Here is a 15,396-nt window from a genome sequence, read left to right on the forward strand (position 1 = left end):
CAACCCTGTTCTGGCCGGTCAATCGAACACTCGATGACTCGCCGCGCGTATTGTCGGATCCATGCGTATCCATCATTGACATGCGCCGCTTCCACCAGTGGATGTGCACAACCATTCTTCACGAGAGTCGAAATGGCTTATATATCGGTATTGGCGCTGTTCCTGACGGTTACCAACCTGATACCTGTTAGCGCAGTGGGATTTTTGCCGATCGTATTCTGCGCATGGCGCTTTTTCGGAAGAAGCTACCCGTCGTTCATGGGTCCGCTGACCGCGCTCACGCTATTCATACTGGCGTCAACGCTTCTCTACAATCCGCATTCGCTGACTGAATTCGAGTTTTACCGGCGCGATGGCAATTTCTTCATTGCCTATGCGCCGATCTTTGCAGGCTGCGTGTATGTGCATCGCTGGGATATGAACAAACTGCTGCGCGCATTCTTCGTGTTCGCGGTTCTGATCAATATTCCGCCGTACATGCTTTATCTCGCGCAGAACGGCTTGCTCAGCATTTTCAAGCACCCCGACGACAGCTTCGGCAGCTTCTTCATCGCGCGTAACGCGGCAGGCGGCTTCCTCGCGATGCTGTTCTGTCTCGGCGTCGCGTGCTATCTGCAAAAGCGCAGCAGGATCATGCTTGCGCTGATCGCGCTCAATGGGCTGATGCTCTTTTCGACCTACAGCCGCGGCTCGCTGCTGGGCGCTTTTGCGGTGCTCCCTTATCTGTACTTCGGCCGCAAGCGCCTGATTCTCGCGTCGCTGATGTCGTGTCTCGTGGTGGCGTCGCTTGCCATGGCGATGTATCACACGCGTCCTTTCGTCGACTACATGGGCTATACGTTCAGCATCCAGAACGCGGACGCCAAGGTCGCGAATCTCGACATACGCTACGAGTGGCTGTGGCCGAGAGCGCTGGCGTACTTCCGGCAGAGCCCGATTGTCGGAATGGGATTCGGCTCATTCGACGATACGATCCGCAACGTCACGTCTTATTTCGGCCTGCTTGCGGTGCCCTCGGACGTCGTCATCGAACATAGCGACTCGCACGCGCACAACTCCTATCTGAACTTCCTCGCCGAAACGGGCGTGGTCGGGCTTACGCTGGTGCTGAGCTTTTACTGGAAACTCGTCAAGTGGAGTCAGAACGGCGCCGCGCGCAGCGCACTCGTCGAACACGGGCAGAACTTCGCTGCCTACCGGTTCGTCGAGCTCTCTGCCGTGTGTCTGCTCGTCATGGCGGCAACGGAACACCGGCTCGTTGCGCCGTCGAACGTGCTCGTCCTCTCTCTCGTGATCTCGCTGCTGCTGGCGTCGCGCCCTGTGCGCGTGATGAAGCCCGTACGCGACCCACGCGTGCTGCATCCGCAGGCGCCACCGTATCGCGAGCGTGCACAGCCTTATCCCGCCGCGACGGGACGCAGCGTGCCCGGCTCTTAACTGAACTGAACAAACAACGTCGCCTATGTGGAAAATCGATCCCTGGACTGTCTATTCCAATGTCGGCGATGCGGCCGTCACGCTGCCCGTCGCGATCGTCTGCGCTATCTGGATTGCGAAGACCGACTTGCGCCTCGCGTTACGCTGGGCTTTGACGTTGAGCCTCGGGATGCTGCCCGTGGGCGCAAGCAAGATCGTGTATTACGCGTGGGACATTTCATTGCCGCTGGCGCACTTCCGCGTGATCAGCGGTCACACGATGCTCTCAACCGCCGTGTGGGCCGTCGCGCTCGCGCTGCAATTGAAATGGTGGCGGCTGCCGGCGTTTCCGGGCATCGCTGCCGGTCTGCTGCTAGGCGCGCTCACAGGCGCTTCGCGCGTGCACGGCCATTCGCACTCGGTCGCGGAAGTTCTGGTGGGTTGGGTGATCGGTATGATCGCGGCTACCGTGTTTCTGCGCACGGCGCTGCAGGTCGAGTACAAGCCGGTTCGGCCCGTGTGGTCGACATTCGCCCTGCTGGCGGTGTCGACTCTGGCGTATGGGCACACGGCGCCGTTTCAGGATCTCATCGAGGAGAACTCCGCGGCGCTCAAGGAGAACACGCCCAGCCTCGTCTGCGCGCTTTCACGCGTGCGTTCGAGAGTTCACAGCTGATATGCGAAGGGGCATCAAACGAGCAGATGCCGCTCGCGTTCTTCATCCCTGACTGACTTGACGGGCACTTCTTCTTCGACAGGATACGGAAGCGTCGGATCGACGAAACTGTCCGGCATCCGCGCATCGATAAACGACATCAACGCCGTCTTGAACTTCTCCGACGAGAAACGCTCTGCATTCCGGCGGCACTGACGTGCATCAAAGAGGCCCGAGTACTTCTCGAAGCGCTCCACTGCCTCGAGCAGCGATTCCGTCGTTTGCTCCTTGAAGAAGACACCCGTCGGCCGTTCGCGCGGCAATCCGAGTACCGATTCGAGCGCCCCGCCTCTGCCGAATGCGACGACGGGCGTTCCGCACGCCTGCGCCTCGACGACCGAAATGCCGAAATCCTCTTCAGCCGCAAACACAAAAGCACGTGCACGCTGCAGATGGTCGACCAGCACGTCGAACGGCTGGTGACCGAGGATCGTCACGTTGTCGCCTGCAGCCGCCTTGACCTTCTTCATGTCCGGACCGTCGCCGATCACGACCAGTCTACGTTCCGGCGTCTTCGAAAAGGCCTTCACGATCAGGTCGATACGCTTGTACGGCACCATGCGCGAAGCCGTCACGTAGAAATCGTCCTTCTTCTCGCGCATCGGCATATGGCTCAGATCGACGGGCGGATAGATCACCGTCGCATCGCGTTGATAAGCCTTCTTGATTCGCCGCGCAATGAACTTCGAATTGGCGAGAAGATGATCGACGCCATTCGCCGAGCGTGAATCCCAGCCGCGAATGTAATGCAGCAGCACGCGTGCCATCGCGGACTTCACGCCCGCAGTCAGATGCGACTCTCGCAGGTACTGATGCTGCAAATCCCACGCATAGCGGATGGGCGAATGCACGTAGCTCACGTGCATCTGGTTGGGGCCCGTCAGCACGCCCTTGGCGACCGCGTGCGAACTCGAAATGACGAGATCGTAAGCGGAAAGATCGAGCTGCTCGATCGCAAGCGGCATCAGGGGCAAATAGGCCCGATAGCGCTTGCGCGCAAAGGGCAGCCGCTGAATAAACGAAGTCTGTACCGGTTTGCCTTTGATGCAGGCCCGGTCTTCCATGAAGTCGACCAGCGAAAACAGGTCTGCGTTCGGGAAGCATTCGATTATGTTCTGCAGCACTTTCTCGGCGCCGCCCGATACCACCAGCCAGTCGTGAACAATGGCAACTTTCATCGCGACCTCCCTGTTCTCGTTCAATCCGTCTGTAGCATTTTTCATTCGATCAATCTTCCTTGCCTGCGCCCGCTCCGCCTCGCGCGCCCCACGCGACGCGCGCCATTGCGATGGCGCGCCCTGCACCGGGCACCAGCGTGATCAGTTCCAGCCGGACCATGATGGTCAACAGCATCATGGACAGCGACAGCTCGCCGATCACACGAGCGAACGCCATGCCTTCCGCGCCGTATCGCGGCGCAAGCCACAATGCCGCCACAAGATTCGTGACACCGGACGCGGCGCCCGCAATAGCAAGCAGGCGGTCTTTTTTGCGCGGCACGAAGACATAGAACGCCGCGAATTCATTGAAGGCTGCAAACGGGAACATCCATGCAAAGCACTGCAATACGTGGCCGCTAGGCGTAAAGGCTTCGCCGAGAATCAGCGGCAGCACGAACGGCGCAAGCGTCAACGCGCCGCAGAAAACCAGCAATCCATATCCCAGCAACAGCGTCGCGCCGCGCCGCGTGGTAACTTGCGCACCCGCCTTGTCGCCTTGGGCCAATTGACGCGAAATGGTCGGGATGAAGACCTGCGATGCGGGCCCCATCAGGCTCAAGCCGATCGTCGCAAAACGCTCTGCGGCGCCGAAGTAGCCGACCTGAGCGGGCGTGGACAGCAGCGTCAGCAGATACGTCGACGAAGCCGTGAGTACGACGGAACCCGACGAATAACAAAAGAGCAGGGTCGAGCCTTTCACGAGGTCCGTAATGCCCTCGAACGAAAGATGCGGCCGTCCGAGCTGATACGTCGCCAGCCCATAGGAAATGGCAAGCGAAAGCACCCCCGCCGTCAACAGGCTCGCGACGACCCACACGGAGTCGGCCGGCCCTCTTACCAGGCACAGCACGAGTGCGAGACTCACGGCGAAGCCGAACACCTCGATCATGATCGGCGTGCGGAAATGGTGGCGTCCCTGATAGAGCCAGCCCAGGTTCAATGCCGACACGACCCCGAGCGCCGTCGCGAGAAAACCGATCAGAGGCCGCTCCGACAGCGTCGGCGAACAGTACGTCGCAATGATGCCGATGCAGCCGCCCAGCACGCACAGCGCAAGGCGCGCGCTGACGTGCAACGAGTAGATGGCGTTGCATTCGCTATTGTTCTGCGCCTTCGAAATCTCGCGCATGCCGACGAACGTGAAGCCGTAGCTCGCCAGCATCCAGATGACGTTCATGAGCGACATCGCCGCGAGCACACGCCCGTATTCGGCGACGCCCAGCACGCGTCCATAAAACGGCACGACGATGATGAGATACACGTACCTCATCAGATAGCCGCCGTAAACGAATGCTATGACGCTAGCGCTCTTCTTACCGTCCATACCCGCCCCTCCTGTATCCGCGACGCTGCATGGCTATTGCCCGGCCGTGCTACGGCGCGCAAGCGGGTTGGTGATGTAGCGAACCACGAAATCGGAAAGCGGCGAATAGGGCAGCAGACACAGACACGACAGAAACAGTGTGCCCGCTTTCTTTTTAAGGCCCCAGAACGGATTCGCGACGATCGTGTGCAGATAGGCGCGCGAATCGTGCAGCATCCAGCGCCAGCGCGCGCTCAGCGACGCGTGGTAAAGACTCGAACCGAAGTACGCCTTTTCATGTGCGAAATCATGAAAAGCGGGCGGCAGTTCGAGATCGAGACGTTCTTTGGCAATCTCGCGCAAGGTGACCCATCGTTCCTTGAATGCCTTCGGCGCTTTCTTGATCTGCTCGGAGTTCGCGAACGACACGCTCGGCGTCGCCGTGTGATGCACGCGATAGGCGCCGAGAGAGAGCGTCAACGTGGCGACGGGGCCCACGAGCGCAGCGCCATAGATCGCATAGAAATCGGCCCCATAGCGATTGATGCCGCCTTCAGGCACGGGAAACACCGCCTTCAACGCACGTACGCTATAGGCATTCCCCGACGCAGGCGGCGACGGATAAAGCCAGCCGTCTCTCAGCAAGCGGCCGCAGTCGACGGGCGGCTCGGTGTGCGGCACGTGAGCGCCCGTCTGCTTGCCCGCTTCGTCGATCACGTCGAGACGGAACTGCACCTTGGCCAGATCGCCCTCTTCGAATTTGCGCATCACTTCGGACACGGCGCCCGGATACAGCACGTCGTCCGAGTCGAGGAAAATCACGTACTCCGTATCGGCAATCTCGACGCCAAGGTTGTAGGCGGACACCTGTCCGCCGTTTTCCTTGAACACCGCCTTCACGCGCGAACCGTACTGCCCGATGATGGCTCGCGAGCCGTCAGTCGATCCGTCGTCGATCACGATCACCCGCGTACCGGGATAGTCCTGCGCCAGCGCAGAATCGATCGCCTCGGCAAGAAAGCGTTCATAGTTGTAGTTGCAAATGACGATGGCAATCTGTTTCATACAGCCTCGTAGCGATAAAAAGGATCAGTCGGCAATTGAATCTCGCTGCAAAAAGAACGCGTCTCCCTCAAGCTGACTTCCCCTGACCGGCGCGCACGACGAGATACGCAAGGTGTCCCGGCGTCTTCCTGTCGGCGCCATTGACGTTATCCGGCACACGAAAGCGAATGCTCATGCCGTCGTTATTCCAGTCCAGCGTGGCGTCTTCCTTCGGTGCGGCCGTGCCCGTCAATGCATCGACGAAGAGCACCTGCGCGCCGCCCGACGGCGGCGCGATGCCCGTCGTCTGCACGGTGCGCCAGCCCGACGGCGCGCTCACCTGGATGACCATGTCCTGATCGGACAGCAAGCCCGATCCCGCCACCTCCGGACCGAAGCGCAGCGGTTGCGGCAAGGGCGCCAGCGCACCGGGCGCTATCTGATTCAGCACGATCAGGCTTTGGCCGGACACGTTGTAAGTGCGCGCAGGCGGGCCGCGATGGGTCAGTCGAAAGGGCTCGTAGCCGTCCCAGTGATAGACCATCGACACATACTTGTCGGGGTCGTCCCAGTTGCGCGCAAGTGCCCAGACCGCGAGCTCGAAGAAATAGCGCGGCAGGTAGTGCTCGTCGATCATGTACCTGTCGCCGATTTCCGTTTGCCACACGCCGCGCGCGGGGCCCTGTTTGACATACCGCTCATACAGCCCGTCGAGATCGTGCACGGGCAGGTAGTGCGTATCGAGGTAGTCGACCCAGTCGGCCATGCGCGCGTTCAGGCGCGGGCTTCGGTAATCGAGCCACTTGTCGAGGTTGTCGAGCCCGCCCTGATCGGGCCATCCGCCATACACGACATAGCCGCCGTAGCGGCGAACAATGCGTGCAGCCGGAATGTGAATGCGTTCGACGTAATCCTGCATCGCCTGCTCGTAAGGACGCGCGCGATGCTCGTCCCTGTCGAATTTCGGGCCGTGCCAGAACGTCGCTTGCGGCAAGCCTCCCGACAGGCGCCCTGCCGCTTCATTCCATATCTGGAAGTGGCGCACGCCATACGGCGGCGCCGAGTACTTGCGAACCACGGCATCCACGTACTTTTCCCACGCCGACACATCGTTGGGCGCCGATTTCGTATCGCCCGCAACACTCGCATTCCACTTCGGCGTATAGCCCAGAAAGAGCAACGAACGGATGCCGTTCTGGTTATTGCGCAAGATAACGGACGGCAAATCGCTGTCGTAGGCGTTGCCCGTTCTGTCGACACGCATCGGCTGCGTCGACGCATCCGGCTGGCCAGGGCCGACAGAGCCGCGACCCCAGCTGATGCCCATCTTCTTCCACATCGCGATGTCGGCAGCCGAGCTGGGCCAGCCATTGGTTCCGATCAGATCGGTCATCCTGCGTGGCGCGCGGTTGCCCGCCGCGCCCGACGCCGCGTTGGCAGCCTGCGCGCGAAAGGGCGGCACGCCCGCGCACGCGAGCGCCGCGAGCGTCGCCAGCACGCGTCGTCTGGAAGGCTGGTAGGTCATTCGATCCATAGGCTGCCCCGCTCGCCGCTCAGCTCGCCGACACTCGCGCCGGCATCTCCGGCACGGATTCGCTCTCCTTGCCATACAGCACATCGAGCAGCCGCTTCGCCGAGCGATCCCAGCGATACTCCCGCGCATGCGCCATGCCTTTCGCCCGGTACTGCTGGCGAATCGCGCCGTGCGTCATCATCAGCGAGATCTTTTCCGTCATATCCGCCACCGACATCGCATCGCAGTACATTGCGGCGTCGCCGCATGCTTCGGGTATGGACGTGCGCGACGAAGCGATCACGGGGCATCCGCAGTACATCGCTTCGAGCGGCGGCAATCCGAAGCCTTCATATAGCGACGGAAAAACCAGGCATCCCGCATGCTGATAGAGCGCCTTCAATTCGCCATCGGTGACGAAGCCGGCCCAGATGACCTGCTTCGAACGCGACATCGCCTCTAATCCTTCATTAGCGAAGATCCGCTGGTTCCTTCCGCCGACGATCACAAATCTCACGTCGCGCAAATGGCTTAGGCCTGAGATCGCTTCGAGCACGCGCTGCAGGTTCTTGCGCGGATCGAGACTGCCCACGATCACGCAATACGTGTCGTCCTTGAGTTGCAGACGGTCGAGCACGCCAGGCTCGGGCACGACGCGATCGAGATGGTCCGCGCCAGGCTGAATGACGGCAATGCGCGACTCGTCGATCTTCAGGTGATGGCTGATGCGCCGCTTCGAAAACGCGGACACGGTCAACACGAGCGGCTTCATGTGCGGCAGGATCGAAAAGCACAGCCGGTACCACAGCAGAAACTTCTTCGAAAAGCCGTGCGGCACGTCGTACACGGCCATGTCGTGAACCATCACCACCTGCCGGCGCTTGAGAACAGGATTCGTGTTGCACAGATTGACGAGCGTGCGTCCTCTCGCTGCGATCGGCAGCGTGATCTGCTCCCACAGCGTGCCGCGCAGCCACGGAAAGCGCCGCTGCCGTTTGAGCGACGCGCCGGGTTCTCTGACGTTTTGCGGCACGAAGATCTCCAGATCGCTGCCCGGGGATTCGCGCATTTGCATTGCCCGTGTGAGTTCATAAGCGACTCGTTGAACGCCTGTAACAGGCTGCGAAGTGAACTTGCCGTTGATCGCGAATGCCATCTGATTCTCCGCCTCACGAAGTTATGCCGATTGCTGTGCTTGCGTAAGTGACATCGCACTGTCAGGCGGTTGTCTCGACGTCCCCGAAATCGCTCGCGTAGTTCGTCGCGTAGCCGTAATTCTTCGTGCTGCGGCGCAACGGAATGCCGTTGAACACAGCGCCCGCGACGCGCCCGCCCGCACGTTCGATCTTCTTGACCGTGTCGGCAATCTCTTCTTCAGACTGCATGCCCGAGCGCAGCACCAGCAGCGATGCACCCGCTTCGTTCGCGATGATCGAAGCGTCCGTCACCGCAAGGAACGGCGGCGTATCGACGATCACCATGTCGAAGTGATTGCTCAGTCGCTGCAGCACTTCGCGGAAGCGAGGCCGCGTCAGCAATGCGGCCGGGTTCTCGGGGCGCGTGCCACAGGACATGAAGGTCACGCCTTCGATCCCGACATTGCGCAGTGCGTCGCGCAGCGGCATGCGTTCGGCGAGCACTTCGGAGAGGCCGCCGCGATTGCTCTGACTGAAGAACGCGGCAAGGTGTCCGCGACGCATGTCGGCGTCGACCAGCGCGACACGCGCGCCCGCTTCCGCATGCAGCGTCGCGAGATTCGCCGCGACGAAGCTCTTGCCCGCCGATGTCGTCGGACCCGTCACCATCACGATGTTGTTGCGCGTGTGGGCGAGGTCGCGCGCCATCGCCGTGCGAACGGCACGCAGCGCCTCGACGGACGAGTCATGCGGGAACCGCTCGGCAAGAATCTTGTTGCCCGAGTAGCCGAACGACGGATCGATCTTCTCGTCGGAAGCCGACTCGCCTCCATCTGCGCCGCGCTGCACGGTTGTACCCGGCAGGGGCTTGCGCGCCGACGCCGGCAAGCTGCGGTCGAGCAGCGACTGCTGATGACTGAACAGCACCTCGCCCACGACAGGCACGCTCAGGCGCCGCTCCACATAACGCGGATCGGTCACGCCGACCAGCACATGGCGACGCATGAACACGAGGAACACGCCCGACACGAGACCCAGCGCGAAGCCGGCCGGCAGCACGATCAGCGGATCGGGCTTGACGGGGCGATGCGGCCGCACGGCGGAGTCGAGAATGTGCGCGCCACCCGTCGTGCTCGCGCGACGCACGGTCAACTGTTCGGCCTTCTGCACCATGCCCATGTAGACCGTTTCCGCGACCTTCTGCGCGCGAATCAGATCGACGCTCTCACGCTCGGAAGCAGGCATACCCTGGAAGCGGCCGTCGAACTGCGCCTTGGTCTGCTTGAGTTGCGCGAGCTGCGCGTCGATGCTCTGGATCCAGCGGCTACCCGGCGCGTACTTGTCGAGCAATTGCGTACGTTGCAGTTCGAGACTCGCGATCTGCTTGTCGAGATCGAGACCGCCCTGCAAGTACGACTGCGCTTCTGCCGTCGGTTGCATCGAATTGGATTTCGCGCGGAAGGTCTTGAGTGCTTCTTCCGACTTGCGCAAATCTGCAAGCAGCCGCGGCAATTCGCCCTTGATGAAGGTCAGCGTCTGCGTGTCGTTCAACTGGCGGCCGGCCACGGCGGACGCGAGATATTGCTGGCCGAGCGCATTCGCCACGTCGGCGGCCTTGGATGGGCTCTTGTCCGCGTACTCGATCTGGATGAGGCCGGAGTCCTTGACCTTGTCGGTGATCTTCACGACATCCAGGAAGCGCTTGGTCGCATCCACCTGGTTCCAGCGAATCACTTCGAAGCGGGTATCCGGACGCGCCGCAAGCTGATTGATCAGCACCGAAATGCCGTTGCCCTCGGCGGGCTTGCCCACCGTGCCCTTGACGAGAAATTCGCCGGACGGGCCAAGCAGTTCGTACCCGCCGTTATCGAGCGCCACGAGACTCAGCTTCTCTTCCTCGAGATTCTGCGGAACGTTGAGATAGCCGAACTTCACCACCTCGCCGCCCCACGCAAACGACTTGAGGCCGAGCCATGCGCCATTCGGCTCACCCGGCGTCGCGAACTTGTCCGCGATATCGCCGAGGATCGGAATGCGGCGCGGCTTCACGGAGACGTCGAAGCGGTACTTGTCGATAACGGGATCGAGCACCGCGCGGCTGCGCATGACGCCCATCTCCGTGCTCGGCGATGGCGCTGGCGGCGGCAACTGCTCCTGGTTCTGAAGCGCGAGACCGAGCGCGTTGGCTTCGGGCGGATCGACGCGCACGAGCACGTCGGCCGAATAGATCGGCGTTGCGATGAGCTGATACGCGACCGCAAGCAGAAACACCACGACCGTGGCCGCGACGATCTCCCAGATGTGGTCCCGCATCAGGTTGAGCATCTCCCGACCGGTGAGTTGCCCGCGCTCAACTTCGGGGGCTACAGGAAGCGAGTTCGAGGGGAAATAATCCACGGGAATCATCCTTTGATAACCGGTTGTCGAGCGGGCTGAGAAGCATGTCAGTCCACGACCAGACGGCGACCTGAAGCCGCCGGACGGAACGCAACAGAAGCTCGATCAGCCGTGCTCGGGGCCGATGATGAGTTACAGGGACGGCTGACAGCAGCAACCGCAGGGCGTCACAAAGCCGGGGTTGCTAAAAGGCCGTTTCAGAACGTCAGGACGAGAAGAGCAAGATGCTTTGCGTATTCACTCATGCGCTATCCTTTTTTCGTCACTGGCGATTGCGAAGAGCCCGCCGTATCTACGCTAGTGCGGAGACCTGATCGAAGGTGCAAGACACGTTCCTAAATCTTCCGACTTCGCTGCTGGAAGTCGCATGTCATGCGCGTTCGCGACGTGAGCAATTCGCGTGGAGAGAGCTTCAGCAAATTTCAAGAATTGGCTTCTGATCCGGTAAATCGCCTTTCCATTGATGTTGCGATGAAGCATAGACGTGCAGAATTCGAATTAGTACAAACCCGGCTTAAATTCGGGTACTAATGGCCGATATCGTGGAACACGTTACATCCACCGACAGACAGAGAAAGAGTTGTTGCGATCTGAAATTCGTGTAACAGAGTGATACGCAGCGCGGCGAATGGGGTAACACAACGGTAGTGACAGTACACGAGTGCGCTTTTTTGGCCGTGAAAACCCTGACTCCTCTGCGACCCTTATATAACAAGCCCCAACGGGGATGTGACTCGATTTTGACTCAACAAAATCGGACATTTTCTCCCAGAAAATCTTTCCGCGATCAGCAAAAACACCAACAGCTTAATTAAGGCTTCACAGTAAAAATTTCCCATACCCGAACGATTTCGCCACATCGATCGCGCCAATCGGACAACGGTCGCGTACCCCTTTTCTCTACGGTATTCTGATTTGCGTCGAATTGTTGCGCATTAATTGGGAGAGCTAACGGTGAATGGGATTTATCAATCGCACCCGTTGCGTGCCGATGAACGGCCCGAAAACTCGAAACTCGAAAAGCACATTGGTCTGCTCATCGCTCCGCATTGCTCTATGGCAGCGGCGGGTGCGATTGGCGATGCCTTCTGCCTCGCCAACAAGCTCGAAGAGGAGCTGGGCGTGGACGCGCCCTATCGCTTTTCGGTGTTGTCGGAGGCAGGTGGCTTCGTGACGGGCGGCTCCGGCTTTCCGATCTGGACGCAGAAACTCGACCGCTATCAGCTGTCGGACTTCCATGCGTTCTTCGTCGCGTGCAGCGGGGACCCAGTAACGGAATCGAGCGAGCACCTTGTCTCGTGGCTTTCACGCCAGGGGCCGGGCGCGCCAGCCTGCACGCGGCAAAAGACGGATCTTTCCAATGGTCCCGTGCACGCCGCCGTTCCCGTGTTCGTTCTCGACGACGGCCTTTCGGAGACGCGCCCCGCAGGCGCGACGCCGACCGAGATGGCGCTCGTGCAGATCGAACGCGACGTGAGCGCGAATACCGTGCGCCGCATTGCGCATGCGCTGCAGCCGCAAGTGCGTCAGCGCATGCGGCCCGACGCCGACGATCTGAGCATCGCGACCACGACGGAGAAGATCCGCGAATCCGCGCGCTGGATCAGAGAAAACTACAGCAAGCCCATTTCCGTGAGCCAGGCCGCCGACTCCGCCGCGATGAGCAAGCGCAATTACCAGCGCCGCTTCAAGGTGGAATTCGGCATGACCCCGCTCGAGTACCTGCTTCGCACGCGCTTCGAGGTGGTGTGCTCCATGCTGATGGATACGGATCTGCCCATCGACAAGATCGCGCGACGCTGCGGCATGGGCGATGGCAATCGGCTGGGGCGGATCTTCAAGGTTCGCTATGGCATGTCCCCGACGAGCTTTCGGGCGTTGCGTCATCTCGGCAACGCGAATCATGGTGTAGCCCCGCCGCCCGCGGCGGCGAGCAGCAATGCCGTGCAACCCGTCGCAGCGGCAGGTTCGCTAATGAAGTCTGCTTACTAGCGCGATGTATGGAGCGCAACAATGCCAACAACTGAATATGCGCAGGCTGATGAAGAAATGCGTGTCTCCGCCCCGGTCAGAGAACCGGCGGGATCGTCCGCAACGTTTGTTGCACGTGAGTTGCCAGAGGAAGCCGTCTTGAGAGGGCCTGTCCCTTCGCAGTCCGCGATGAGGAGAATGAAAGAGAAGGTAAAGCTGATGCTGCCCGATCCGCTTTTTCTAAGCCTCTTGCACCGCAAGTGCATTGGGCGCTATCCGCGGCTCGTTCATCCCGCCACTTTCAATGAAAAGATTCTCCAACGCAATCTTCGGCCTGATCCACGCTATGTACGTTTGACCGACAAGCTCACGGTCAGGGAATATGTTGCCGTCAAACTTGGCGAAGAACATGTCGTACCGTTGATCGCGGCGCCTGAGGCCTTTACACGTGAGGTATTCGACAGTCTGCCCGACGCTTTCGTGATGAAGGCCAATCACGGGAGCACGTTTGTCGAGATCGTGCGGAACAAATCGGAGACCACGTTCGAAAGACTGCAGGAACTGGCTGACAGATGGCTGTCGACGTCGTTCTATTGGGTCGCGCGTGAACGCCACTACAGGCGGATCAAGCCGCGCATCTTCTTCGAAGCGCTGCTATTGGACCGGCAGGGACGGATTCCTGCCGACTTCAAGATCCACTGCTTTGGCGGCCATACCGGACATCCGCTGATGTACATACTTTTGATCACGGACCGGTTCGGCAAGCACACGCACGGCGACGTGTTCGACGCGCAATGGCGGCGTACGGATGTGATGATCGGACCCTACACGCGCAGTCCGACGCCACCGCCCCGTCCTGAGAATCTGGATGCGGTGCTGAAGGCAGCGGCCATCCTGGCCGCTGATTTCAACTATGTGCGCGTCGATCTCTACGCATATGACAACCGCGTGTACTTCGGCGAATTGACGTTCACACCAGGCGCAGGCGTGTTGCCCTTTACGCCCGATCACATCGACTATGAATGGGGAAAGCTTTTGAGTGATAAGGCGGAGATATGATGTGCGCCGGCCCGCTCGCAATGCGAGCGGGCCGGCGTTTTCAGATGCGATTGCTGACGGTCAACGGTCAGATGTCGGCGTTGCCCGTCGTGAAGCCGGTGAACGCGCTGTACGGAGGATTGAGCGCGGTGCCGTTGGTCATCACGCCATACGTGTTGTTGCCGCTATCGAGCACGTAGTACATCACAGCCTGGATGTTGTGCGTTTTACGCGCCGCGTAGTATTTGCCAAGCGTGCTCGTGATGTAGCCCGCGCGGTAGGTTTGGGTCTTCTCCGGTCCCGTGTTCCATTCGGTGATGATGAACGGAACGCCATAGCGCGCCTTGCAGTACGTCGGCAGATCGAAGCCCGGACCCGAACCGTCGATACCGATGTTGAAGATGTCGCCATACACTTCGTAGTTGTGCCACGTCGTGATGTCCCAGCGCACTTTCGGATGGCCGCCCGAACCGTCCGGCTGCATGCCGTCCCACAGTGCGTCAGCGGCACCGATATCGGCCACGCAGAAGTTGATACCGCACTTCGCGTTCGACTGCACAGCCTTCACGCCGTCGATCATGCCGCGCATCACGCCACGCATGGCGGGCCAGTTTGCGTTGTTGAAGTCGACTGCCTTGGTGCCGGCGTTGGTGAAATCGAGCATCGTCGCGTTCTGGCGCGTCAACTCGTTACCGCATTCGTAGATCGTGACGCCGTATGCCTTGAGCGCATTGGCGATCGTCATCGCGGCCTGTTGTCCGCGGGTATAGGCGGCCGATTCGCTGGTGAAGACGTTGCCGTTCGAGTCGTAGACACCCTGGTTGATCAGCACGAGCAGCGTGAGACCCGCCGACTGGAATGCCTGCGCAATCTTGCTGACGGCAGCGATCTGCTTCGGGTCATCCGTACAACCGACGCGGTAGCTCTTGCAGCCCATGCCCTGCACGATCGACACCAGCTGCGCCGGCGTATACGTGTAGTCGTAGTGGCCGTTGATGCCGTAGAACATGCCCGCCGTCGCTGCCGTCGCAATGCGCGGATCACTGCAAGGCAGCCAGCCGCCGATGTCCGTATTCACGTAGAACTGACCGCCCGTGCCCTTGTGCCAGATCTTGCCGCCGTACCAGAGCAGCAACGAAACGTTGTAGGTGTTACCCACCGTTTTGTTGTTGCGGTAGATGACACCGCCGACGACCGTCCACATCGCGCCCGTCTTGTCGATGATGTACGACGCGGACGGAATCGTCGTGCCGTCGGGCGAAGTGCCGCCGAGGCGCGGGTCGTTACATGCGTTCCAGGCCGAGCCATTCCACGCATAGAACTGACCGCCCGATCCCTGGTGATAGATCACGCCGCCCATGAACAGCACGAGCGATACGTTATAGGTGTTGCCGGCTTTCGCGCCGTTACGGTAGACCGAACCGCCCGACAGGGTCCACGTATTGCCCGAATTGTCGACGATCGATGTGGCCGAAGGAATGGTCGTGCCGTTAGCCGAGGCTGCTGCGCGAGCCGTCGCTTTGGCAACGGCCTCGCCCGCACCGCCGGCGAGATCGGAACCGCCGCCGCCGCACGCGGTGAGGATGTAGCTGCCACCGAGAGCCGTGAGGGCACCTAGAAATTGACGTCGTTTGTTCATGGCG

11 protein-coding genes are annotated in these 15,396 nt (G+C 60.6%); 4 read left to right on the forward strand and 7 right to left on the reverse strand.

Annotated features, from left to right (window positions below):
• The first annotated feature begins 132 nt into the window (after positions 1-132).
• Both FRZ40_RS20335 and FRZ40_RS20340 read left to right on the forward strand, forming a co-directional pair.
• On the forward strand, positions 133-1,437 hold the full coding sequence (locus FRZ40_RS20335) for an O-antigen ligase family protein (protein WP_028366042.1): 1,305 nt from the start codon (positions 133-135) through the stop codon (positions 1,435-1,437).
• Positions 1,438-1,462: 25 nt separating this feature from the next.
• Positions 1,463-2,092 carry a phosphatase PAP2 family protein gene (locus FRZ40_RS20340; protein ID WP_147235378.1) on the forward strand — a complete coding sequence of 210 codons (630 nt, stop codon included), beginning with the start codon at positions 1,463-1,465 and terminating at the stop codon, positions 2,090-2,092.
• A gap of 14 nt (positions 2,093-2,106) precedes the next feature.
• Here the strand turns inward: FRZ40_RS20340 and FRZ40_RS20345 are convergent, their stop codons facing one another.
• The 6 genes from FRZ40_RS20345 to FRZ40_RS20370 form a co-directional block, all read right to left on the reverse strand.
• Positions 2,107-3,309 (reverse strand): glycosyltransferase family 4 protein, encoded by a 1,203-nt coding sequence (locus tag FRZ40_RS20345; protein ID WP_028366044.1) that lies wholly within the window; start codon positions 3,307-3,309, stop codon positions 2,107-2,109.
• Between the two features lie 49 nt (positions 3,310-3,358).
• The gene (locus FRZ40_RS20350) at positions 3,359-4,675 is read right to left on the reverse strand and encodes a lipopolysaccharide biosynthesis protein (protein WP_147235379.1); all 1,317 of its coding nucleotides are present in this window, start codon (positions 4,673-4,675) and stop codon (positions 3,359-3,361) included.
• A 33-nt stretch (positions 4,676-4,708) separates the two neighbouring features.
• Positions 4,709-5,719 carry a glycosyltransferase family 2 protein gene (locus tag FRZ40_RS20355; RefSeq protein WP_028366046.1) on the reverse strand — a complete coding sequence of 337 codons (1,011 nt, stop codon included), beginning with the start codon at positions 5,717-5,719 and terminating at the stop codon, positions 4,709-4,711.
• Positions 5,720-5,786: 67 nt separating this feature from the next.
• Positions 5,787-7,232: a hypothetical protein gene (locus FRZ40_RS20360; RefSeq protein ID WP_147235380.1), complete on the reverse strand. Its 1,446-nt coding sequence runs from the start codon at positions 7,230-7,232 to the stop codon at positions 5,787-5,789.
• A 19-nt stretch (positions 7,233-7,251) separates the two neighbouring features.
• Entirely contained in the window at positions 7,252-8,367 is a 1,116-nt protein-coding gene (locus tag FRZ40_RS20365; RefSeq protein WP_028366048.1) for a glycosyltransferase family 4 protein, read from the reverse strand.
• 61 nt (positions 8,368-8,428) lie between these two features.
• The gene (locus tag FRZ40_RS20370; protein WP_231516063.1) at positions 8,429-10,753 is read right to left on the reverse strand and encodes a polysaccharide biosynthesis tyrosine autokinase; all 2,325 of its coding nucleotides are present in this window, start codon (positions 10,751-10,753) and stop codon (positions 8,429-8,431) included.
• A 1,047-nt stretch (positions 10,754-11,800) separates the two neighbouring features.
• On the opposite strand from FRZ40_RS20370, the gene FRZ40_RS20375 reads away from it, so the two are divergent.
• Together FRZ40_RS20375 and FRZ40_RS20380 are read left to right on the forward strand one after the other, a co-directional pair.
• The gene (locus FRZ40_RS20375) at positions 11,801-12,736 is read left to right on the forward strand and encodes a helix-turn-helix domain-containing protein (RefSeq protein ID WP_231516070.1); all 936 of its coding nucleotides are present in this window, start codon (positions 11,801-11,803) and stop codon (positions 12,734-12,736) included.
• A gap of 21 nt (positions 12,737-12,757) precedes the next feature.
• Entirely contained in the window at positions 12,758-13,774 is a 1,017-nt protein-coding gene (locus FRZ40_RS20380) for an ATP-grasp fold amidoligase family protein (RefSeq protein WP_147235381.1), read from the forward strand.
• A gap of 67 nt (positions 13,775-13,841) precedes the next feature.
• On the opposite strand, the gene FRZ40_RS20385 is transcribed toward FRZ40_RS20380, so the two are convergent.
• Entirely contained in the window at positions 13,842-15,392 is a 1,551-nt protein-coding gene (locus tag FRZ40_RS20385) for a hypothetical protein (RefSeq protein WP_147235382.1), read from the reverse strand.
• Between the last annotated feature and the right edge of the window lie 4 nt (positions 15,393-15,396).

The sequence above is a fragment of the Paraburkholderia azotifigens genome (assembly GCF_007995085.1).
In the GTDB taxonomy this organism is placed as follows: Bacteria; Pseudomonadota; Gammaproteobacteria; order Burkholderiales; family Burkholderiaceae; genus Paraburkholderia; species Paraburkholderia azotifigens.

Bases quoted from the DNA above. Each gene is read 5' to 3' on its own strand.
- FRZ40_RS20340 (WP_147235378.1), top strand. From the start codon at position 1,463: ATGTGGAAAATCGATCCCTGGACTGTCTATTCCAATGTCGGCGATGCG.
- FRZ40_RS20360 (WP_147235380.1), bottom strand. From the start codon at position 7,232: ATGGATCGAATGACCTACCAGCCTTCCAGACGACGCGTGCTGGCGACG.
- FRZ40_RS20365 (WP_028366048.1), bottom strand. From the start codon at position 8,367: ATGGCATTCGCGATCAACGGCAAGTTCACTTCGCAGCCTGTTACAGGC.
- FRZ40_RS20370 (WP_231516063.1), bottom strand. From the start codon at position 10,753: ATGATTCCCGTGGATTATTTCCCCTCGAACTCGCTTCCTGTAGCCCCC.
- FRZ40_RS20345 (WP_028366044.1), bottom strand. From the start codon at position 3,309: ATGAAAGTTGCCATTGTTCACGACTGGCTGGTGGTATCGGGCGGCGCC.
- FRZ40_RS20375 (WP_231516070.1), top strand. From the start codon at position 11,801: ATGGCAGCGGCGGGTGCGATTGGCGATGCCTTCTGCCTCGCCAACAAG.
- FRZ40_RS20355 (WP_028366046.1), bottom strand. From the start codon at position 5,719: ATGAAACAGATTGCCATCGTCATTTGCAACTACAACTATGAACGCTTT.
- FRZ40_RS20380 (WP_147235381.1), top strand. From the start codon at position 12,758: ATGCCAACAACTGAATATGCGCAGGCTGATGAAGAAATGCGTGTCTCC.
- FRZ40_RS20335 (WP_028366042.1), top strand. From the start codon at position 133: ATGGCTTATATATCGGTATTGGCGCTGTTCCTGACGGTTACCAACCTG.
- FRZ40_RS20350 (WP_147235379.1), bottom strand. From the start codon at position 4,675: ATGGACGGTAAGAAGAGCGCTAGCGTCATAGCATTCGTTTACGGCGGC.
- FRZ40_RS20385 (WP_147235382.1), bottom strand. From the start codon at position 15,392: ATGAACAAACGACGTCAATTTCTAGGTGCCCTCACGGCTCTCGGTGGC.